Here is a 20,999-nt window from a genome sequence, read left to right as displayed (position 1 = left end):
TTTTGCTAATATTTTCTCGCCTTGTTAATATTAAGCTCCATTTCTTCATGCGCTTTTTGTACAGATTCTTTATGGGATACTTCAGCCACTCCTACTCTCCACCAAGACTCATATCCATCAGTCATAGTTTTGGGAAGAACTTTTATATCTATTAAAGTAGAAATGTCTTGTTTTTTAGAGTCTTCTATTGCATCTCTAAGTTCCCTAACAGTCTTTACTATATAGGTTTTTAGACCATATCCTTCAGCAGATTTGGCATAATCTATTGGAATTAAAGGACCATCTAATTTTCCTGTTCTTTCATCTCTATATCGGAACTCCGTTCCCAAACTTCCCATTCCTTGAGACATTTGTAAATTGTTAATACATCCAAAGGACATATTATCGAATAAGATTATATTAATCTTCTTTCTCTCCTGGACACTAGTTATCATTTCTGAATGTAGCATTAAATAACTTCCATCTCCTACCATGGCATATACTTCTTTATCAGGATATGCTAATTTCACCCCTAAAGATGCAGCTATTTCATATCCCATACAAGAATAGCCATATTCCATATGGTAGGTATTTGCTACCTTCGGTCTCCATACCCTTTGTAAATCTCCTGGTAAACTTCCCGAAGCCCCTACTATTATTGCATCTTCTGGTAACAATCTATCCAATTCGCCTAAAACCCTGGTTTGAGTTAAACAAGAGCCAGTATCCTTATAAAATTCAGGTAATACATGATCTATATGTCCAGCAACTTCCGGTTTAAATCCTTCTTCCTTATACCCGGTAGAAAATAGTCTAGCTAATTCACTTTCCCATTTAATCTTTGCTTCTTTTATTTCATCTACATAATTAGATTTGTAATTTTCCTCTTTCAACACTTTCATCAATTCATCCAATGCCAGTTTGGCATCAGCTACAACTCTTGTAGAGTCAAGTTTGTAGGCATGAAACTCAGATACATTAATGCTTAAAAATTTAACATTTTCATTTTTAAACAAACCTTTAGAACCAGTAGTAAAATCTGTATATCTAGTTCCCACACCTATTATTAAATCTGCATCTTTTGCAATAAGATTGGCGGCTAAATTTCCTGTAACTCCTATTCCCCCTAAATTCAATGGATGATCCCATGTTATTGCAGATTTTCCTGCCTGAGTCTCCCCAAAGGGAATATTAAACTCTTCTGCAAATTTTCTTAAATTGTCAGCTGCCCCTGAATATTTAACTCCTCCCCCACATAGGATCAAAGGTTTTTTACTCTCTTTAATAAGCTTTGCTGCATCTTCTACAGCTTCCTTAGCAGGCGGTCTTCTTTCTATCCTATGAACTCTCTTTTTGAAAAAGTGTTCAGGATAATCATAGGACTCTCCCTGCACATCTTGAGGCAAGCAAATAGTCACTGCCCCTGTATCAGCTGGGTCGGTTAAAACTCTCATTGCATTTATCATTGCAGACATCAGCTGTTCCGGTCTATTAATCCTATCCCAATATTTACTTACTGGTCTGAAGGCGTCATTAGTACTTATACTTAAATCATAGGATTGTTCTATTTGTTGCAATACTGGATCAGGTTGTCTTGTAGCAAATATATCACCTGGCAATAATAAAACTGGAATATTATTTGCAGTTGCAGTGGCAGCTGCCGTTACCATATTTGCAGCTCCTGGACCTATCGATGATGTACATGCATATATTTGCTTTCTGTTCTTTTGTTTTGCAAAGGCAATAGCTGCATGTGCCATTCCTTGTTCATTTCTACCTTGATGTATAATTAAATCTTCACCATATTCTTCTAATGCTTGTCCTAAACCTACTACATTCCCATGACCAAATATGGTAAAAATTCCTTTTATGAATTTCTCTTGTCTGCCGTCAAACTCCACATACTGACTGTTTAAAAACTTAACCAAAGCTTGCGCCATTGTAAGCTTTATAGTCTTCATTTAACCCCTCCCTTATCCCATTGGACTTACCAACCAAGTAGCTTAATCTTACTAACTGCAACCTTTTTAACTTCCTCCATAGGTCTTCTGAATAGTTTGGTTCTATCGAATATATTTGGATTGTTCCCCATTTCTTCTCGTAGAGTATTTGCAAAGGCCATTCTAAGAGCGGTACCAATATTAACTTTTCCTACATTGTATTTTGTAAGTCTTTGTAAATCTTCATCCTTTACTCCCGTAGAGCCATGGATAACTATGGGAGTATCTATTAATTTTATTATTTTCTCTAATCTATCATACTGTATTTCAGCTTCTTGGACTTGCATCCGATGCAAGGTTCCAATAGCAGCTGCCAATGCGTGTACTTTGGTTTCTTTGGCAAAGTATTCTGCCTCTTCTGGTTCAGTATATATGCTTTTTACATCTAGGTTTTTATCACTATATGCAACTGACCCTATTTCTCCTTCTACTGTAACATTACAGGCATTAGCTAATTTTACTACTTCCTTCGTATTCTCTATATTTTCTTCTAATGGTAGTTGAGAACCATCATACATTACGGAGGTATATCCTACCTTAATAGCTCGGGCTATTAGGCCGTAATCTTTAGCATGATCTAAATGGATACATACAGGCACCTTAGCCTTTTTAGCCATAATGCCAAATAGCTTCGCAAAATATTCTATATCCATAAATTCTACTGCATCTTTGTTAGTCATGAGTATAACTGGGGCATTAGATTCTTCTGCAGCTTCTATTACCGCCTTGGCGTCCTCATATCCGAATACATTAAAGGCAGCTACTGTTCTGTTACTCTTAACAGCATCTTCTAAAATGCCTTTCATATTTACTAACATAGAAACACCCCTTTTTATTTACCATAATTTTTTATGAAATCTCTAATCTCATCTAATGTAGGCATGGCATCTGAACAACTATGGCTTGACACTACAATGGCTGCAGAAGCTGCTCCTAATTCCATAGATTCTTCTATACTAAGTCCATTCATAAGTCCATAAATAAATGCCCCTGCGTAGGAATCTCCTGCGCCAAAGGTCTTTACTGGCATCACTGGAAATACTGCTCCAGTAATTACTCCTCCTTCTTTTGTGTAGGCAATAGAGCCTTTTTTTCCATGTTTTATTACTACAATTTTTGCATTAAAATTAAACCATTTCTTAGCTGTAACGTAGTCATCTTTATTCTTTGGGTTAGTCAACATTTCCATCATATCGAATTCTTCCCTAGTTCCGATTATTACATCACATTTTTCTGCTGCTAAATTATAATATATGGAAGTCTCTTCTGCTGATTTCCACGTATAGGGCCTGTAATCTATATCGAAAAACACCATAGTGTTATGTTTTCTTGCAAATTCCAAACATGCGAACACGGCTTCTCTTGAAGGACTATCTGCCAAGGCTGTCCCCGATATTAATAATGCCTTTGCATTTTTAATATATTCTTCATTTATATCATTAACTTCTACCTTTAAATCTACTACATTATCCCGATACATAGTTATATTACAATCCTCTGGAGACTTCACTTCTAGAAATGCTAGTCCAGTTTTTGCTCCGGATTTATCTACTACCACATTGGAGGTATCTATATTCCTACTTTTTAAATAGTTTATAACGAATCTACCTAAAGGATCATCCGCTACTCGCCCTATGAACCCAGTCTCCATCCCTAAGGCTGCCATAGCAACGGTAATATTTGCTGGTGAACCACCTAAATATTTTGTAAAAGTTGCTGATTCTTCCATAGGCCTATTTATCTCATTTGGATTTAAATCCACTGCTGCTCTACCTATGGCTACAAAATCCATATCTACTTTTTCTTTAAATTTTAAATTATTCATAATATCTCCTTTCTGTAACATTTGTCAATTAGAATAATCCTATAAAATTGTAATACCATCAACTATGCAAAATATATTTAACAAAGCATTAATTTCTCTTTTTATGTTTCCTCATATCCACAATAACTGCACCTACAATTATTGCTCCCTCTACTATTTGTTGCCAATAGGCTTGGACACCAAGTAAAGTTAAGCCATTTCTGAGAACACTGAGTATTAATGCACCTATTACTGCACCACCTATTGTTCCAATACCACCAGCATGGCTGGTTCCACCTATAGTTGTAGCTGCAATAGCCGTTAATTCATATCCTGTAGCTGCTCCAGGGTGTACACTTCCTACGCGGCCTGCAAAAACTAAAGCTGCAACTCCATACATAAGCCCAGCATACATATATATAAGTACCATATTCTTTTTTACATTCACACCTGAAACTTCAGCTGCATGAATATTACCGCCTATAGCATATATGTTTTTCCCAAAACTGGTATAGTTTAATATAGTCCAGGTTATAAATATCATAATCCCATATATTAAAACAGGGATAGGTAGAATGCCTATTTTATCTCCTAAAAAAGTAAACTGCGGTGTAAGCTGGCTAATCGGTTTGCCGCCTGTATACATTAAAGTGAATCCCCTTGCAATAGTAGTCATACCAAGAGTTGCAATAAATGGAGGTATTCTAGTGAAGGCTATTAATCCTCCATTTATCGCACCAAGTATACCTCCAATACCAAGAGCTACTAAAATAGGGATAATTAGCGGCAATTCTCCTATATTTGGATAAAATTTGGGTGTTGCATTGGCAACCTGTCCTAAACTAGCGGCTACTATTCCTGCCAAAGCTAATAATGAGCCTGCTGATAAATCTATCCCTTTTGATATAATAACTAAAGTTAGGCCTAGAGACATTATTCCAAAAATAGAAGCCTGGGTTAAAACATTAAATATATTTTTGGAAGATAAAAACTTTGGCTCTACTATCGATATAGCTACTATCATCATAAGTAATACAAACGCTATACTATATTTTTTCCATATTTCTATAAATGTGGATTTCTTCTTTACTGAACCAATATTTTGATTACTAATTTTTGTATTTCTGTTTATTTCTTTCGTGTTCATATCCATAGATCTTCAACTCCTTACATATATTCAGCCTTGTCCTCTATGATTTGCCCCGTAGCGTAATGCATAATTTCTTCCTGGGTTAAATCCTTTGAATTATTTAATATGCCCGCTACCCGTCCCTCATGCATTACCATTATCCTATCACTCATCCCCATCACTTCGGGCAATTCTGAAGAAACTAAAATAACGCTTTTCCCCTGTTCTGCAAGAATACCTATCAGTTTATATATTTCTGCTTTTGCACCTACATCAATACCTCTGGTAGGCTCATCCATTATGAGTATTTCAGGACTAGTCATCAACCATCTGGCAACAAGTACTTTTTGTTGATTTCCACCACTAAGGTTTTCCATCCTTTGATATATTGATGGAGTTTTTATCTGTATACTTTCTATATACTCATTTACATCCCTAATAGCTTCTTTATGATTAAATAATCTGAACTTATTTTTATATCGAGATAGATTAGCTATAGTTATATTCTGAAAAACCGTTAACATCGGAAATATTCCATTTAAACGTCTATCTTCTGTTAAAAGGGCCATTTTCCTTCCCTTTGCTTCTTGCGGATTGCGAATATCTACTTCCTTCCCATCAATCTTTATTTGCCCATATGTTTTTTCCCTTAGTCCAAACAAAGTTTCAATCAATTCAGTTCTACCTGAACCCACTAGTCCAGCAACTCCAAATATTTCTCCCTTTCTTACGTTAAAAGATACACCTTTAAATGCACCTTCACTAGCCAGGTTATTGACTTCTAATTTAATATCATCAATATCACATTTAACTTTTGGATATAATTCGTTTACATTTCTCCCAACCATCATTTTTATCAAAGTAGGAGTATCTATATCAGATACTCTTTCAGTACCAATATATTCTCCATCTCGATAAACGGTAATTGTATCGCAAATTGTAAAAATTTCCTCTAACTTATGAGAAATATATATTATGGATTTACCTTCCTCCTTTAACTTTCTCATAATTATAAATAATTGTTCAATTTCCTTGTTTGTCAATGCAGATGTAGGTTCATCCATAATTATTAGTTTTGCATCATAGGAAATTGCTTTAGCAATTTCTATCATCTGAATTTTAGCTACTGGTAAATCAGCCATTAATGTTTTAGGGTCTTCATCTAAATCTATTCTTTTTAAAACTTCTTTGGTCATTTCATACATCTTCTTATGATCCACTAATCCAAGTTTAGTCTTTGGTTCCCTGCCTAACCAAATATTTTCCATTATAGACCTATGTTCAATAGGAGAGAGTTCCTGATGAATCATTGAAATTCCCAATCTTAATGCGTCAGCTGTAGTGTAATTATCTATGCATTCATCCTCAAATAGTATCTCTCCGGAAGTCTTCTGATATATACCTATTAAACATTTTACAAGGGTTGATTTCCCTGCCCCATTTTCTCCAAGCAATGCATGTATCTCACCATATTTTACATTTAGGTTTACTCCCTTTAATGCTTGGACCCCTGGAAATCTCTTAACAATATTTTTCATCTCTAAAATGTTTCTATCTTCAGTCATAATCATCCCTCACTTTATTAATATGGGATAGAGAATACCCCCATCCCATATTAACTAAATTTCCAAATAATTAAATAGCAATACCATTTATTGAAAGTCTGCAACATTTTCAGGGGTTATCAATACAAAATCAATCCATCTAATCGAATCTTGTTCATTACCTTCCAATGCATTATGAACAACCTCTACTGCTCCATGACCTTGTCCATCAGCATCTTGAAGAACTGTTGCAGCCATTTTACCCTCTGCCACCAGTTTTACAGCATCTGGAATTGCATCTATTCCCATTACGATTACATCGTTTCTCCCTGCAGTTTCTAATGCATTAAGGGCTCCTAAAGCCATTTCATCATTATTAGCAAGTATGGCATTTAATTCATCTCCATAGGCTGTTAACCAGTTTTCAGTTATGTCCATCCCCTGATCTTTTTGCCAATTTCCAGATTCCTTTGCTAAAATTTTGATTCCTGGATATTGGCTTAATATTTCTTCATTTCCTTCAGTTCTCTTTACTGCCCCTTCATTGCTTAATATCCCCATTAGTATTGCAACTCCACCTTCTTCTCCCATTAATTTAATTAAATACTCTCCTTGGAATTGTCCCGCAACTATTTCTTGAGAACCAACGTAAAATACTCCTTCCGGAATATCTCCTTCACCAAATGGATTTCTATTAACATATACCAATGGAATACCAGCCTCTGTTACAGCCTTGGTTATAGGGTCCATAGCAGATGTATCTACAGGAACTACTATAATTGCATCAACACCCTGCTCTATCATGGCATTTACTTGATCTTGTTGTTTAATTACGTCTTCCTGGGCATCTTGAATATCAATACTATAGCCGTATTCATCTGCTTTTTCTTTGGCGGCATCAACTATATAAGTTTGGAAAGTATCATTCATATTATTAATAGCATAACCTATTTTTATGTCTCCATCGCTACCTGCAACTTCAGTTTTTTTGTCCCCAGAACATCCAGTTGCAACCAACATTAACACTAACATCAGTGCTAAAAATTTTTTCATTGCTTTCCCTCCTATTTTAATTTAACAGATAAGTAACTAAGCTATTTTTTACGTTATGATATAGTGATATATTGTGAATCTTCTGTCTTTTGCAAACGTTTGTCCCGTTTTGAAAAAGGGGCAGACTAGTTTTCTATAATAATTTATATATTAATTGGAATAAATTTTCTATAAAAAGTTTTCTGTAACTCTATTCAGAAGGCTTATAACTTAGATTTATAGACATCTTCTCCCCTCCAAACCCCCTTATATAAATATTTGTGCCTTTTGAATAAACTACAAAAATATAATATCATTACTGTATATCTTTTATTACTAGTAATTTATTATAGAATCGTTTACAATCTAGTCTTATTTTCCTATGAAAAACTATTCAATTAAATATTACTTTTAAAAAAGGTTTAGCAAACGTTTGAGTTTATTATATTATACGATTTATGAAAACATATGTCAATAAAATTTATTTATATAATTTAAAATAGTCTGAAAACTATTCTGTTTAAAACTGTAAGAAAGCAAGCTTTGAATGAACATTAAAAATTTTAAATTTTTTAGAAAACTCATATTTGACTATACAATATAATTAAAATTTCTCATATATAATTACTTCTATAGATTTTAGATAATAAAAAAGCCTTTGCAAAAAAATTAAAAGTAACTTTTTTAAAACTCAATTAGATCAAGTATTTTTTAATCAATATTTTATAAGTGGGAACTTTTCTTCCGTTATAAAAATAGTCAGTAATCTTGTCTAAATATAATTGAAATAACCATTTAAACAAAATTACTGACTTAAATCTAACATAAAAACCTGTAGACTAATGCATTAAAATCTAATATATATAATTACTGAAATAGCTAAATAGCTATCTTGTAGTACTCCTTACTATTAACTTTGGCTCTAGTATAATACTTTTACACGTTCTATCTTTTCCTTCATGGATATCATCTATTAAAATTTCTAATGCATACTTTCCTAATTCATATTTGGGTTGGTGTATAGTAGTTAGTTGAATTTGAGGTAATTCTGCATAAAAAATATCATCAAATCCTAGGACCCCTAACTCTTCAGGAATGCTAAAACCATGGGTAGTGGCATAATCTAGTACCCCTAAAGCAATAACATCATTACCTGCGAATATGGCATCAATTTTTTTATCATTATTTAACAATTTTTCTGCTAATTTATATCCCCCTTTTGCTGTAAAATCATTATATAAAATCAATTCCTTATTAATTGGAATATCGTGTTCTTCTAACGCATCAATATACCCCTCTACTCTTTGCATATTGGTGTAAGAATCTTTTGACCCCCCTGCAAAAGCAATATTTCTATATCCTTGCTTTAATAGATATTTAGTACCAGTATAACCACCTCTTTTATTATTCACCCCAACAAAACTATTTCCATAAGTAGGTCTTCCCTCTAACAGTATGTAAGGAACATTAATTTCATCTTTATATTTACGCTCTTCTTCATCTTTAGAAGATTTTAATATTATTCCATCCACTCTCTTTTCTTGTAAAGTTCTCAGGTACTCTTTTTCAATTTCCATATTCCAATTTGTAATACATAAAAATACTGTATAACCATTCTCATTAGCAGTCTCAATTATCCCTTCAGTAACTTCTCCAAAAAAAGAGTTGGCTATATCTGGAATTATAACTCCAATTGTATTAGTTTGTTTTTTTACTAATCCCCTTGCCATATCATTAGGTTTATATCCCATCTTTTTTGCTTCGGCAATAACGCGTTTTCTAGTTTCATTACTTACACCAGGTTTATTATTCAAGGCTCGGGAAACTGAAGAATAAGATATCCCTAATGATCTTGCAATATCCTTTATAGTTATGCTCATACTCTAATCCCCTTATCCAAAAACTTCCTACAATACTATTTACTCTTATTACACACTTACAAATATATCGTAATCTATAGAAATTCTTAATTTAAACATACTCTATTTCATTTTAATAACAGTTCGTTTATCTACTGCCTCTTTGGCTGCAAAGGCCCACTTAACTGCCTTATATCCATCTATGAGACCTACAATAGGCTGGGTATCATTTTGTATACAGTTTACAAAATGTTGAATTTCAGCTTCAAAGGTTGGTTCCCAAAATTCGAAGAACCATTCTACACATTCCACACTTGCTCCATCTTTATTAAGAGAAACTAGCCTATCTTTATTTGGAAGGGTCCCCATTCTAACAGAGCCTTCAGTGCCATATACCTCTATTTCAACATGATATCCATAGGTACAATTTCTAGAGGTTTCCATTAAACCCATAACTCCGTTTTTAAATCCTATGGAAATAGTACAATTGTCTATATCGTTTACTTCTCTTAAACCCTCATAAACAAAGACACCGCCCATACCAAAGACAATATCTGCATCTGAACTAATAAGCCATCTTGCTAAATCATAATCATGGGTTAACATATCGAACACCAATCCACCGCTAGTTGGACTAAATTTAATAATATATTCTGCCATAGATGCTGGGTCTCTGTTTACCATTTTAATAAGGATTGGTTTACCTATAAAGCCTTTATCAATTTGTTCTTTCATTTTTATTAAAGATTTATCAAATCTACGATTAAAACCTATTTGGAATATGTTTACTTGATGTTTTTCTACTGTTTCCTTTATTACATCAATTTCCTCCAAAGTCATTCCAAGAGGTTTTTCGCAAAATATATTTTTTATACCAGCTTTAGCAGCATTGCATATCATTTCACAATGAAAAGCCGAATTGGAAGCTATTACCACGCCATCTAATTCCTCTATATTAAGCAATTCCATATAGTCTAATATAGCATAATTCGGATTCATCTCCATCTTTACATTATCTAATTCTTCTTGAACTGTGCTACATATGGCAGTTAACTCCGCATTAGGTATTTTATAGTGGATATTAGCGGCATGGTTTCTTCCTAATCTTCCCAGTCCTATAATACCAAGTTTTACTTTAGCCATAAGTAAACCTCCATTTTATATTATATTTAAAATTAACAATTATTCTAATAAGAGAACCTAATACCGTTTCCACAGAATTATCTTATTTAGTGAATTTGAACTTATAGGTATCAGTGCTGAATACGTATATAGATTATGTTTCAAATACATCAGATTAACATAATAATATGCGACTATTTTCCTCTTCTGTCGTAGAATTATCTATTAGCAAACGTTTGAGTTATTTGTTATATTATACGACTTATACATTTCCATGTCAATGTTATTCTCCATCTATTTTAAATAGCAAGAAAATATAAGATATAAATTTTGCCTAACTTATCATCTAATCCACTTTAAATCCCTTAACCCTATCAACCATACCTTTAGAAAAATCCACTAATTTTCTTATATACTCTTCTTCCATCAGGGGTGAGGATAATAGAAAATCGGCTGTAGATTGGTTGTTAGCTACAGGTATATCGTATAAAACTGCAATTCGTAATAATGCCTTAACATCTGGATCGTGAGGTTGGGCTTCTAAAGGATCCCAAAAGAATATCATAAAGTCTATATCCCCTTCAGCAATTCTTGACCCAATTTGCTGATCTCCACCTAGGGGACCAGACTTAAAGGCTTTTACTGGTAAATTAGTGGCTTCCGCAATTAAAGTGGCTGTAGTTCCTGTGCCACACAGAAAATGTTGGCTGAGCTTATCCCGATTCGTCTTTACCCATTGAATCATATCCTTTTTCCTATTATCATGGGCTATTAAAGCTATCCGCTTTTGTTTCCCCATTTTTATAGATACAAAATCTTTATTAATACTCATTTTAACAACTCCTTAATATTTTAGTTATACTATTACTTTACACAAATTTTGATTATATGACAATCTAAAAACTATTTCTCTATTTTCCTTCTTGATTATTTTACAATTGTGCACATGCTATGCAGATTTTCTATATATTCATTTGAGATTACAAATATATTCTGGTAAAATTAATACTAATATAATAATTTGAAAGGAGTGGTTTTATGGATTTTAAGCTTGGAAAAGGCGGAGAAGTAAAAATAATTCTTGTATTTAAAGGCACTGAATCCATAGAGGAAGTAGATGAGTTATACCAGTATTTAAAGAATAAAGGGTTGTTCAAGGGCAACGCTGGAGAAGTGTATGCCAATGTTACCAATACAGATAAAGCATTACTTTTAGGCTTAGGTGAAGAAGATAAACTTACCTTAGATTCCCTTAGAAAGGCATTTTTTAATGCTGGGAAAGAATTGGCAAAATTAAAGATCGAGAGTGTTGATATAGAAGTCCCTGAACTTAAAAATATTTGCTATTTAGATGGAATCCAAGCAATAGCAGAAGGACTTTTACAATCTGAGTATAGTTTTGAAAAATACCTTAGTAAAAAGAAAGTTATACTTAGCATAAAAGAGGTTAATTTAAATGTTATTGATGGAAAAAGAGAACAATCTATTGAAGCTATAGAAGAAGTTAAAAATATTATAGATGGAGTATTTTTAGCTAGAGACTTAGTCAATGAACCTGCTATGACAATGACACCTAAAACACTCGCTAACAATGCCAAAAAAGAATTAGAAAAATTAGGAGTAAAAGTAGAAATCTACGGTAGAGAAAAAATTGAAGATTTAGGGATGAAAGCTTTCTTAGCTGTATCTCAAGGTTCTTCCCAAGAACCTCAATTAATAGTTATGGATTATAAAGGAAACCCAGAATCCATCGAAAAACTAGCTTTAGTTGGGAAAGGTTTGACTTTTGATTCTGGTGGCTATTGTCTAAAACCTGCAAATGGTATGGAAACCATGTTTTCAGATATGGCTGGTGCCGCTTCTGTTATTGGGGCTATGAAAGCTATTGCTAAATCAAAAGTTAAAAAGAATGTAGTAGCAATAGTGGCGGCCTGTGAAAATCTAATATCTGGTGCTGCTTATAAACCGGGAGATATTATTGAGTCCATGTCAGGAAAAACTATAGAAGTGTTAAATACCGATGCTGAAGGAAGACTTACATTAGCCGACGCCCTATGGTATGCCGTTAAAAACTTAAATGCTAGTAAAGTAGTAGATATAGCTACTTTAACTGGTGCTTGCATAATAGCCTTGGGTAATGTAAATACAGGGGCTGTTACCAACAATGAAGAATTTATGAAAAATATCAAAAAAGCCAGCCATATAACAGGGGAACCTATATGGGAACTTCCAAATAACGATGAGTACAGGGAGTTAATTAAAGGTACTTTTGCAGATTTGAAAAACACAGGAGGCAGAGGAGCAGGAGCTATAACTGCAGGACTTTTCCTAGAAGAGTTTGTAGATAATACTCCTTGGATTCATTTGGATATTGCTGGAACATCCTATCTTTCCAAAAAACAAGGGTATTTACCTAAAGGAGCTACTGGTATACCAGTAAAAACTTTATACTATTTAGCCAAAGAATTTTAGGAATGGACGAGACATGGTCTCGTCCATTATATTTGGCCTAACAGAAATCGTACACCTAGTGATACTATAGCAACAATAGCTGATATGATAAATCCATGAAGCATAGGAGCAAAACCCGAATTTCTTACTTCTTTAAGACCCGTTTTAAGTCCTATTGCTCCCAATGCCATTATCATTAGAAACTTACTAGTACTTTTTAATATTAATCCTAACCCTACAGGAATCAAACCTATACTATTTAATATAGCAGCTAAAGCGGATGATGAACTTATTCTAATATGTGGAAGTAAACATCCTTTTAAAGAGAAAACTTCTATTAACCTTCATGAGTTATCCAAAGCAGACCTGATACTTCGTGAAAGTGGTAGTGGTACCAGGGAGCTATTTGAAAATATTATGCTATCAAAAGGTTTTAGTTTAAATATAAAATGGGTATGCAACAATTCAAAAGCAATAAAAAATGCAGTCATATCTAATATTGGAGTCTCAATTGTTTCTAGAATGGCTATTGAAAATGAATTGGAAAACAATAAGTTATTTCATATAAAACTAGATGATATAAAATTAAAACGTAAATTCAATATCATCTACCATGGGAATAAATATATAACCAAACCAATGGAAAACTTCTGGAATTTATGTTATACATTATAAAAGGAGATAGTCTGACTATCTCCTTTTATAATGTAATAATTTCATAACCATCTTCAATAAATTTAGCCATTGAAGGATGACCGCTTAATTCTCCATTTATTGGAATGCCAGATTTTTCATTATATGTAAGGACACCCATCTTAGCGGAACAAGCCTTACAGATGGAATCAAATAAATTTAATTCTCTGGCCTTTTTGTAAACATTGCTACCGCCAGAATCTAATTCCCGTATTAACTTAACAGCCTCTCCTTCCATAACGATCTTAACTTTCATTCCTTTTTCGTGCATATCTATAGCGTTTAAAAGTACATGCATGAAACACATCTGCTCTCCCTTAAAAGCAAAAAATACAATCTTTTTCAAATCAAACACCCCCTGTATCTTCATATTACTCCATTAAAAAACCTATGTCAAGAAGGTTAAATTCTATGATTATGATATTTTGAATAATAATTTTGATTGAAATTTAATAAAAAATATGCTAGAATAATAATTGTCCATGGGCGATTGGTTCAGGGGTTAGAGCGCCACGTTGACATCGTGGAGATCATTGGTTCAAATCCAATATCGCCCACCATATTTAAAAAGCATCTACAAAATTTTGTAGATGCTTTTTAAATTCCCTGTAATATTGGTAGTATAATACCCATCATCCCACCTAGTAAGGCGCCAAGCCAAGTTATGGCCTTCAATTCCTTATGAGCTATTTCAAGTATAAGCTCTTCTACAAAAGCCATATCATAACTATTTATCTGATCTTCGACCACCCTAGAAATATTGAATACTTGGACAATATGGGGTAATTTATTTCTAACAAAATCATTAAATATAATATTACAAAAGCTGGCAATGTTTGAAACTGTCCTATCATCTATATTGCCAGCAACAGATGACATAGGTTTATCCATAATCTTTTCAATAATATCATCGATAATAGAAAAAATATTATCGTATAATATTTTAGAATCAAAAAATGTTTCCAGCTCTTTAGACATAAAATTTAATATGCTGCCCCTAATATTAGCTTTTTCGGATTTAAGCCTTTTGTTTATTATATTAATAATTTTGCTTTGGTTTTCCTCTTTAGATATATATTGTATTATAAGATTGGATAATTTCAACATTTGATCTCCATCCAAGTTGGTTGAAATTATAGAAGCTATATTTCCTACCTTATTCTCGAAGATTTTATCAATTAAAGTAATAATAACTGTTGCAATATTATCATTTATTTCAGGTTTATTAACAAATTCCTTTATTGCATCAAATACTTTATCCGATATTGTTTCCGGGCTCATAAATATTGCCACCAGTTTATTCATATTATTAGATGCAACCTTTGTAATCCATCCTTTTAACTCTAATTCAATCCTTGAGTCATTGAGAATGTTTTTCAATATTTCCCCAATCTCTTCATCATGTTGGGCAACCATATCCTTGATTCCAAAAATAATATTTTCTGGAATAACTTCAGTTAATGGCCTTTCATCAGTACTTAATTCTTTTAGTTTTCCAACAATAATATCCTTTAGTCCTACCATCGTTTCTTCAGATTTAGTTAATTGGTATAAAAACAATTCTATCTTCTCATTTATTATTTGGTATAATTCATCTTTGGAATTGATAAAGATATATTCATCAATTAATCGGATTAATTTCTGTTTAAATATATCTTTACGTAATTCTAAACAGATAATCTCTGTAACTTTCACCTTTATAAGACTTAATATTTCATTATGTTTTCCATGTCCTAAGTCTGAAACCAAACTTTTTATTGACCTATCTTCCCGTTGTAACCTACCTATATAGGATTTCACCCACTTTTTTATATAATCATTCTTATCGTTAGATAAAGATTTTACCACTACCTCTGGCGATAGCAGATATACTCCTACCGCATCTCCTATACTTTTTGCGATTCTTTCCCTTTCCTTAGGGATGAGTCCTGGAGTAAAGGGAACATGTATATTGAAAATTTTCTTCTCATAATGAGGTCTGAACAGCATTTTTATTGCAATCCAGTTGGTAATATATCCTATAGTTGCTCCTAGTAATATTGGAATTATAAATTTCACACTTTCACCTCTTGTGTTTAATAAAATATCTTTCCTAATATATTTTAAATCAATATTTATTTATGTCAATAATATTATGATAGAATTCAATTTCTTAGCCTTTTACTAATTCTGATGAATATTTTAAGATATAATAGCCAAAATAAATTGGGAGAAAGTTTTATCTATATTTGGAGGGATAATATGACTATAAACTTGAAGAATCTACCTGAATCTTATTGGCTATCCTCTACACCCACGACAAACTATCCAACTTTAAATAAGGATGTAGACGTAGACATAGCTATAGTAGGCGGAGGATTAGTAGGAATTTCATGTGCTTACCTACTACATAAAGAAGGATTCAAAATTACTATTCTCGAATCTGATAGGATTTGCCAAGGTGCTACAGCTCATACTACTGCAAAAATAACTTCTCAACATGGACTGATATATAACAAAATTCTAAGTAAAATGGGAATGGAACTAGCGCAACAATATGCTGAAGCTAATGAATGGGCAATTCACGAGATTAAAAGGATTGCTGAAGAAAATGATATTGATTGTGATTATGTTCCCCAATCTGCTTTTGTATATACCCAACAGGATAAGTATATTCAAGAAATTGAAAATGAAGTTAAGGCAGCGTTAAGCCTAGGAATTAAGGCCTCTTATGTGGAAAAAATATCTTTTCCCATATCTATAAAAGGGGCAATTCGGTTTGAAAATCAGGCTCAATTTCACCCAAGAAAGTATTTATTAGGATTAGCTAATATTATACATAATAATGGTGTTCAAATATATGAAAACACTAGGGTTATAAATATTGAAGAGGACAATAATTATACAATTATTACAGAACAAGAGAAAAAAATAAGGGCAAAAAAAGTAATTATAGCCTCTCAGTATCCTTTTTATAACAAACATGGAATATACTTCGCTAGAATTTTTCCTATAAGATCCTACATTATTGGAATTAAAGTAAAAGAAAAGTATCCAGGTGGAATGTATATAAATGCAGAAAATCCAACTAGATCCCTTCGTCAGCAAAACACTGAAAATGGTGAACTTATTTTAGTTGTTGGATCCAACCATATGACTGGAAAAAGCCATGACACTGAAAAACATTACGAAGCATTAATAGATTTTGCAAACCAAATTTTCACCGTGGAAGATATCCCAAATAGGTGGTCTACCCAGGATTATACAACTTTAGATGGAATACCTTATGTAGGAAATTTTACATCTAATACACCCAATATATATGTTGCTACTGGATTTCAACAGTGGGGAATGACGAATAGTATGGTCTCTGCTATGATTATCAGAGATTTGATAGTTAAAGAAGAAAGCCGGTGGCAAGATGTGTATAATCCTTCGCGGAAAAACATTATTGCATCAGCCAAAAATTTCATCTCAGGAAATTTAAATGTTGCAGCACAACTGCTAGATGGAAAACTTTCTCCATTGCCTAAAGATATTCGTATTGAACCTGGTGAGGGTAAGGTTATAAAAATAGAAGGAGAAAGAGTTGGAGCCTATAGAGATGAAAAAGGAACCTTACATCTAGTAAATACTACCTGTCCCCATATGGGTTGTGAGTTAAATTGGAACTCTGCTGAAAGGTCTTGGGATTGTCCTTGCCATGGATCAAGGTTTACCTATAAAGGAGAGATAATAGAAGGACCATCGGTAAAACCTTTAAGAGCTGGTAACAGTGTAAATACAATTGAAAAATTATTTAAAGATGATTTTTAAAGACTCCATTATTCTAAACATAAATATGATAATACCGACCCAATAAAAATTAATAGGTCGGTATCATTAAAATTAAATCCCTATTTTATCCAATCTTTCTAGTTCATATTGTTTAATAATCCTCATCAATTTCAAAGCATATTCTGGGTCAGTAGCATATCCAGTCCTCTTAAGGGCCCAAGCCCCTTGTGTGCTATTATGCATTACCTGTCTAAAAGGTTCATACCTATTGGAATTTAATAAGAAACTCTTATGGTCGTCCCAACTTTCTTCCACATTATAATAAGCCCGGAACTCAGCATCAACGTTATAGACCTGTCCATTATATACTTCCCAAGTCTTATAGATCACTGAACCTGCAGGACCTTTTCCCTTTATTCCAAATAGATTATAGGATAATTTGCCACTATATTTATCTACAGGCACACTTTGTCCCCATCCCGTTTCAAGTATGGATTGAGCTGTTTGTAAAGCTGCTGACATGCCTGTTTTTTCCCAGGAATCCCTAGCTAATCTAGAAGATAGACCAAGAAATTTGTCCTTTTCAATTATAGGTAAGGATTCATAAGTTTTCCCTAGATAAACCCTAACTGGAACATTTTCGCTGCTAATTTCTTTTCCTTTATAATTTCCAATAGCTTTAATATTCCAATATCCAATATCCTCTTTCACAGGAGTGTAAACCTGTTCAAAGGATGGTTTCTTATCCTTTGCTATTATTTTTTGCTTTCCTGTTTTTTGGTTTGTAAGTATATAACTTATACTATCTAATTCTACATTACTCCTTACTTTTAACTTGGTTGAATCCCTTAAAACTTGATTTGGTCCTACCCCCTCTAAAAGTACTAGAGGCTTTCCACTTAAATTAACCTTTATAGGTTTGCTCTCATGAGATACTCCTCTTAAATCTTTAACTCTTACTAATACTTCTTTTTCGCCAGAAAGTTCTGGCCCCGGAAACCAACTATAATTCCCATATGGTATTGCCTTAATAAGCTGTTCTTTCCCAGATTTGGGATCCCTTAATATATATTCCGTTTCGCTGACATCAAAATTTCTAGAAGCCAATAGATTGACTGGTTTATCTATAGTTTGTCCATCATAAACTCCTGATAAGAATAATCTGGGGTTTACTTCCACTTTTGCTGAAACGCTTTCGCTTTCATATGCTTTGTTTTCACTATCATAAACAATTGCTTTAAAAGAGTAACTACCATTTTCCTTTAATTGGGGTTCCCATTTGTACTGAGCATAGGGATCTATGGGAACTTCTTCGCCAATTACCTTAGTCATTCCAGTATCCAAATTGGAAATTTCATATTTTACATAAGAAGCTATAAAATTAGTATCTATCCCTAAGCTTATGGTGTCGTTTAGTATTTCCCCTTCCCTTATGCCCATTAAAGAAACCTTGGGAACTATATCTATGCACAGGTGGATAGCATCACCAGCTAAAAATTGCCCCTTTCCATCATAAATAGCGGCTACAAGAACTTTTACACCTTTTTCCTTTAAATCAGGTATCCAAGTATATTTGTCAGTTAACTTGTTTCCCCTAGCTATAACAAATCCTTCCCATGTATCTAGGTCTAATAATAGATACTTTATCTCTTTAGCATTGGTTAAATTATCCCCAGAAAGTTCTATTTGCAATTCGGTTTTTCCTTTTATAACTTGTCCAGAATTCAAGTTAGTAATTTTTACAGGAAAAAATGGTTCAATATTTGATGTCTTATTAGAATCAACATGAATTATTCTATTTTCTTCGTCCCATTCTATATCTATACCTAAAGCATTGCTAACCAAACGAAGAGGAACAAAAGTATGGTTATCAATAATTTTAGGTGTAATATCACTTAAAAAATAAGCCTTTTCTTCACCTTGATTCAACACTAGACGACTACCGATTTTCAAACTTACTAATAGATTATCTTTTTTGAGAATCACCCTTTTCTCTTTGTCCTTCCACTCAACTTCTGCTCCTAGCTCCTCTGCTATAAATCTTATTGGAACTAAGGTTCTGCCATTTTCTATTATTGGACTAGCTAATGAAGTGATATCCTTCCCATCTACTATTAACCTAACAGGATTAGCAGCTAAAGGATATGAACCCAAACATTGAGAGAACATTAACATCATTACCAGTAGAAAAAGTAACATCCCATTAAATACCTTTCCTTTCACATTTCCACTCCTTTCTATTTCATAATGAATAATGTCTATTGCTTATATTATATCTTATATTTTAGATTTTCTTAATAATATGTATATTAAATTCATATTACAAATTAAAGCAAGACTATATTCATAGGTTTTCATCAATATCATAAAACATGATATAATTGATATAGTTTAATGATATAATATCTATAGAGACATATTATAGGACTTTGTATAAACTTAAGGAGGAAGTTATGAAAAAAAGGGTAATTTTAGGTATGAGCGGTGGAGTGGATTCATCTGTCTCTGCCCTATTGCTTAAGGAAGCAGGATATGAAGTAATAGGACTTTTTATGAAAAACTGGGATGAAGAGGATGAATATGGAGTATGTACGGCAACAGAAGACGCCGAAGATGCTAGGAGGGTAGCCAGCCAATTGGATATCCCTTTTTACACCATAAATTTTGAAAAAGAATATTGGAATAGGGTATTTACCTATTTTTTAGATGAATATAAGCAGGGAAGAACACCTAACCCGGATGTAATGTGTAATCAAGAGATAAAATTTAATGCTTTCCTAGACTATGCCTTAAAGCTTGAGGCAGATTATATAGCCATGGGTCATTACGCCCAGGTAGAGGAAAGAGATGGCAAATACTATCTTCTTAGAGGAAGAGATAAAAATAAAGATCAGAGCTATTTTCTATCAAGAATAGAACAACAAGCTCTTTCTAAAACCATATTTCCCATAGGCCATCTTGAAAAAAGAGAAGTTAGAGAAATGGCTGAAAAAAATAATTTATATACTGCTAAGAAGAAAGACTCAACAGGCATATGTTTTATAGGCGAAAGGGACTTTGATGAATTTTTAGATAGATACCTTTTAACAAAAGAAGGAGATATAATGGATGTGGAAGGTAATAAATTAGGCAAACATACAGGATTAATCCATTATACCTTAGGCCAAAGGAGGGGGATAGGAATAGGAGGGATTGGCACCGGAGAGCCTTGGTTTGTAGCTGGTAAGAATTTAAAGAAAAATATACTCTATGTAGCCCAAGGGGAAAATCATCCAGCCCTCTATTCCACTTCGTTAATCGGAGAATCTCCTTCATGGATATTGGGAGAGGCGCCTAATATGCCATTAAAATGTACTGCTAAATTTAGGTATAGACAATCGGATATTCCAGTAATGGTGGATGTATTAGAAGATGGTAATCTTCATATAAAATATGATGAGCCAGTAAAAGCAGTAACCCCTGGCCAAGTTGCCGTATTGTATAAAGATGAAATATGTCTTGGTGGTTCTATTATTAAGTCTATAGAGCCTTTGGAAAAGAAATATGAGTATTTAAATGAAGGTTAGATAAAAGAAAATTCTTCATTTCTCCTTGACAATGTCTAGACTTAATGCTATCATATTAAAAAAC

General features: G+C 33.1%; 17 protein-coding genes and 1 tRNA gene. 5 read left to right on the top strand and 13 right to left on the bottom strand.

Annotated elements, in window-relative coordinates; translation table 11 throughout:
• Nucleotides 1–5: 5 nt before the first annotated feature.
• From iolD to CUL_RS0101700, 9 genes are all read right to left on the bottom strand, one after another.
• Complete coding sequence (gene iolD, locus CUL_RS0101740; RefSeq protein WP_005587940.1) at nucleotides 6–1,940, bottom strand: 3D-(3,5/4)-trihydroxycyclohexane-1,2-dione acylhydrolase (decyclizing); 1,935 nt, start codon at nucleotides 1,938–1,940, stop codon at nucleotides 6–8.
• Nucleotides 1,941–1,966: 26 nt separating this feature from the next.
• The gene (locus tag CUL_RS0101735; protein ID WP_025640324.1) at nucleotides 1,967–2,797 is read right to left on the bottom strand and encodes a class II fructose-bisphosphate aldolase; all 831 of its coding nucleotides are present in this window, start codon (nucleotides 2,795–2,797) and stop codon (nucleotides 1,967–1,969) included.
• Between the two features lie 14 nt (nucleotides 2,798–2,811).
• The gene (iolC, locus tag CUL_RS0101730) at nucleotides 2,812–3,804 is read right to left on the bottom strand and encodes a 5-dehydro-2-deoxygluconokinase (RefSeq protein WP_005587938.1); all 993 of its coding nucleotides are present in this window, start codon (nucleotides 3,802–3,804) and stop codon (nucleotides 2,812–2,814) included.
• Nucleotides 3,805–3,892: 88 nt separating this feature from the next.
• Nucleotides 3,893–4,936: an ABC transporter permease gene (locus CUL_RS0101725; protein WP_005587937.1), complete on the bottom strand. Its 1,044-nt coding sequence runs from the start codon at nucleotides 4,934–4,936 to the stop codon at nucleotides 3,893–3,895.
• A gap of 14 nt (nucleotides 4,937–4,950) precedes the next feature.
• Nucleotides 4,951–6,477, bottom strand: a complete 1,527-nt coding sequence (locus tag CUL_RS0101720) for a sugar ABC transporter ATP-binding protein (protein ID WP_005587936.1) — start codon at nucleotides 6,475–6,477, stop codon at nucleotides 4,951–4,953.
• Nucleotides 6,478–6,564: 87 nt separating this feature from the next.
• Nucleotides 6,565–7,509 carry a sugar ABC transporter substrate-binding protein gene (locus tag CUL_RS0101715; RefSeq protein ID WP_025640323.1) on the bottom strand — a complete coding sequence of 315 codons (945 nt, stop codon included), beginning with the start codon at nucleotides 7,507–7,509 and terminating at the stop codon, nucleotides 6,565–6,567.
• Between the two features lie 866 nt (nucleotides 7,510–8,375).
• Nucleotides 8,376–9,368 carry a LacI family DNA-binding transcriptional regulator gene (locus CUL_RS0101710; protein ID WP_005587934.1) on the bottom strand — a complete coding sequence of 331 codons (993 nt, stop codon included), beginning with the start codon at nucleotides 9,366–9,368 and terminating at the stop codon, nucleotides 8,376–8,378.
• A 102-nt stretch (nucleotides 9,369–9,470) separates the two neighbouring features.
• Nucleotides 9,471–10,490: a Gfo/Idh/MocA family oxidoreductase gene (locus tag CUL_RS0101705; protein WP_005587933.1), complete on the bottom strand. Its 1,020-nt coding sequence runs from the start codon at nucleotides 10,488–10,490 to the stop codon at nucleotides 9,471–9,473.
• Nucleotides 10,491–10,815: 325 nt separating this feature from the next.
• Entirely contained in the window at nucleotides 10,816–11,301 is a 486-nt protein-coding gene (locus tag CUL_RS0101700) for a methylglyoxal synthase (RefSeq protein ID WP_005587932.1), read from the bottom strand.
• Between the two features lie 206 nt (nucleotides 11,302–11,507).
• On the opposite strand from CUL_RS0101700, the gene CUL_RS0101695 reads away from it, so the two are divergent.
• Nucleotides 11,508–12,941, top strand: coding sequence for a leucyl aminopeptidase (locus CUL_RS0101695; protein WP_025640322.1), 1,434 nt, complete (start codon nucleotides 11,508–11,510; stop codon nucleotides 12,939–12,941).
• 26 nt (nucleotides 12,942–12,967) lie between these two features.
• Here the strand turns inward: CUL_RS0101695 and CUL_RS18790 are convergent, their stop codons facing one another.
• Entirely contained in the window at nucleotides 12,968–13,186 is a 219-nt protein-coding gene (locus CUL_RS18790; RefSeq protein WP_269077311.1) for a putative sulfate exporter family transporter, read from the bottom strand.
• On the opposite strand from CUL_RS18790, the gene CUL_RS19370 reads away from it, so the two are divergent.
• On the top strand, nucleotides 13,095–13,595 hold the full coding sequence (locus CUL_RS19370) for a LysR substrate-binding domain-containing protein (protein WP_081722722.1): 501 nt from the start codon (nucleotides 13,095–13,097) through the stop codon (nucleotides 13,593–13,595). The two genes, CUL_RS18790 and CUL_RS19370, sit on opposite strands and share 92 nt — an antisense overlap.
• A gap of 25 nt (nucleotides 13,596–13,620) precedes the next feature.
• Here the strand turns inward: CUL_RS19370 and CUL_RS0101680 are convergent, their stop codons facing one another.
• Nucleotides 13,621–13,968, bottom strand: coding sequence for a cytoplasmic protein (locus tag CUL_RS0101680; RefSeq protein WP_408065612.1), 348 nt, complete (start codon nucleotides 13,966–13,968; stop codon nucleotides 13,621–13,623).
• Nucleotides 13,969–14,097: 129 nt separating this feature from the next.
• On the opposite strand from CUL_RS0101680, the gene CUL_RS0101675 reads away from it, so the two are divergent.
• Nucleotides 14,098–14,173 (top strand) — tRNA-Val (locus tag CUL_RS0101675).
• A 37-nt stretch (nucleotides 14,174–14,210) separates the two neighbouring features.
• Here the strand turns inward: CUL_RS0101675 and CUL_RS0101670 are convergent.
• A complete protein-coding gene (locus CUL_RS0101670; RefSeq protein WP_025640320.1) occupies nucleotides 14,211–15,671 on the bottom strand; it encodes a DUF445 family protein in 1,461 nt (486 codons plus the stop codon).
• A gap of 183 nt (nucleotides 15,672–15,854) precedes the next feature.
• Between CUL_RS0101670 and CUL_RS0101665 the strand changes: the two genes are divergently transcribed.
• On the top strand, nucleotides 15,855–17,408 hold the full coding sequence (locus tag CUL_RS0101665) for an FAD-dependent oxidoreductase (RefSeq protein ID WP_005587924.1): 1,554 nt from the start codon (nucleotides 15,855–15,857) through the stop codon (nucleotides 17,406–17,408).
• A 72-nt stretch (nucleotides 17,409–17,480) separates the two neighbouring features.
• Here CUL_RS0101665 and CUL_RS17860 read toward each other — a convergent pair whose 3' ends face one another.
• Entirely contained in the window at nucleotides 17,481–19,592 is a 2,112-nt protein-coding gene (locus CUL_RS17860) for a stalk domain-containing protein (RefSeq protein ID WP_051403473.1), read from the bottom strand.
• Nucleotides 19,593–19,822: 230 nt separating this feature from the next.
• On the opposite strand from CUL_RS17860, the gene mnmA reads away from it, so the two are divergent.
• Entirely contained in the window at nucleotides 19,823–20,935 is a 1,113-nt protein-coding gene (gene mnmA / locus CUL_RS0101655) for a tRNA 2-thiouridine(34) synthase MnmA (RefSeq protein ID WP_025640318.1), read from the top strand.
• The last annotated feature ends 64 nt before the right edge of the window (nucleotides 20,936–20,999 follow it).

Source organism: [Clostridium] ultunense DSM 10521, assembly GCF_000511955.1.
In the GTDB taxonomy this organism is placed as follows: Bacteria; Bacillota; Clostridia; order Tissierellales; family Tepidimicrobiaceae; genus Schnuerera; species Schnuerera ultunensis.
The sequence above is the reverse complement of the archived record's forward strand: the minus strand, read 5'-3'. Positions and strand labels throughout refer to the sequence as shown.

Excerpts from the sequence above, each read along its gene's own strand:
- CUL_RS0101705 (WP_005587933.1), bottom strand. The coding sequence starts at position 10,490 with ATGGCTAAAGTAAAACTTGGTATTATAGGACTGGGAAGATTAGGAAGA.
- iolD (WP_005587940.1), bottom strand. The coding sequence starts at position 1,940 with ATGAAGACTATAAAGCTTACAATGGCGCAAGCTTTGGTTAAGTTTTTA.
- CUL_RS0101725 (WP_005587937.1), bottom strand. The coding sequence starts at position 4,936 with ATGGATATGAACACGAAAGAAATAAACAGAAATACAAAAATTAGTAAT.
- CUL_RS0101700 (WP_005587932.1), bottom strand. The coding sequence starts at position 11,301 with ATGAGTATTAATAAAGATTTTGTATCTATAAAAATGGGGAAACAAAAG.
- CUL_RS0101735 (WP_025640324.1), bottom strand. The coding sequence starts at position 2,797 with ATGTTAGTAAATATGAAAGGCATTTTAGAAGATGCTGTTAAGAGTAAC.
- CUL_RS0101665 (WP_005587924.1), top strand. The coding sequence starts at position 15,855 with ATGACTATAAACTTGAAGAATCTACCTGAATCTTATTGGCTATCCTCT.
- mnmA (WP_025640318.1), top strand. The coding sequence starts at position 19,823 with ATGAAAAAAAGGGTAATTTTAGGTATGAGCGGTGGAGTGGATTCATCT.
- CUL_RS0101720 (WP_005587936.1), bottom strand. The coding sequence starts at position 6,477 with ATGACTGAAGATAGAAACATTTTAGAGATGAAAAATATTGTTAAGAGA.
- iolC (WP_005587938.1), bottom strand. The coding sequence starts at position 3,804 with ATGAATAATTTAAAATTTAAAGAAAAAGTAGATATGGATTTTGTAGCC.
- CUL_RS0101695 (WP_025640322.1), top strand. The coding sequence starts at position 11,508 with ATGGATTTTAAGCTTGGAAAAGGCGGAGAAGTAAAAATAATTCTTGTA.
- CUL_RS0101710 (WP_005587934.1), bottom strand. The coding sequence starts at position 9,368 with ATGAGCATAACTATAAAGGATATTGCAAGATCATTAGGGATATCTTAT.
- CUL_RS0101715 (WP_025640323.1), bottom strand. The coding sequence starts at position 7,509 with ATGAAAAAATTTTTAGCACTGATGTTAGTGTTAATGTTGGTTGCAACT.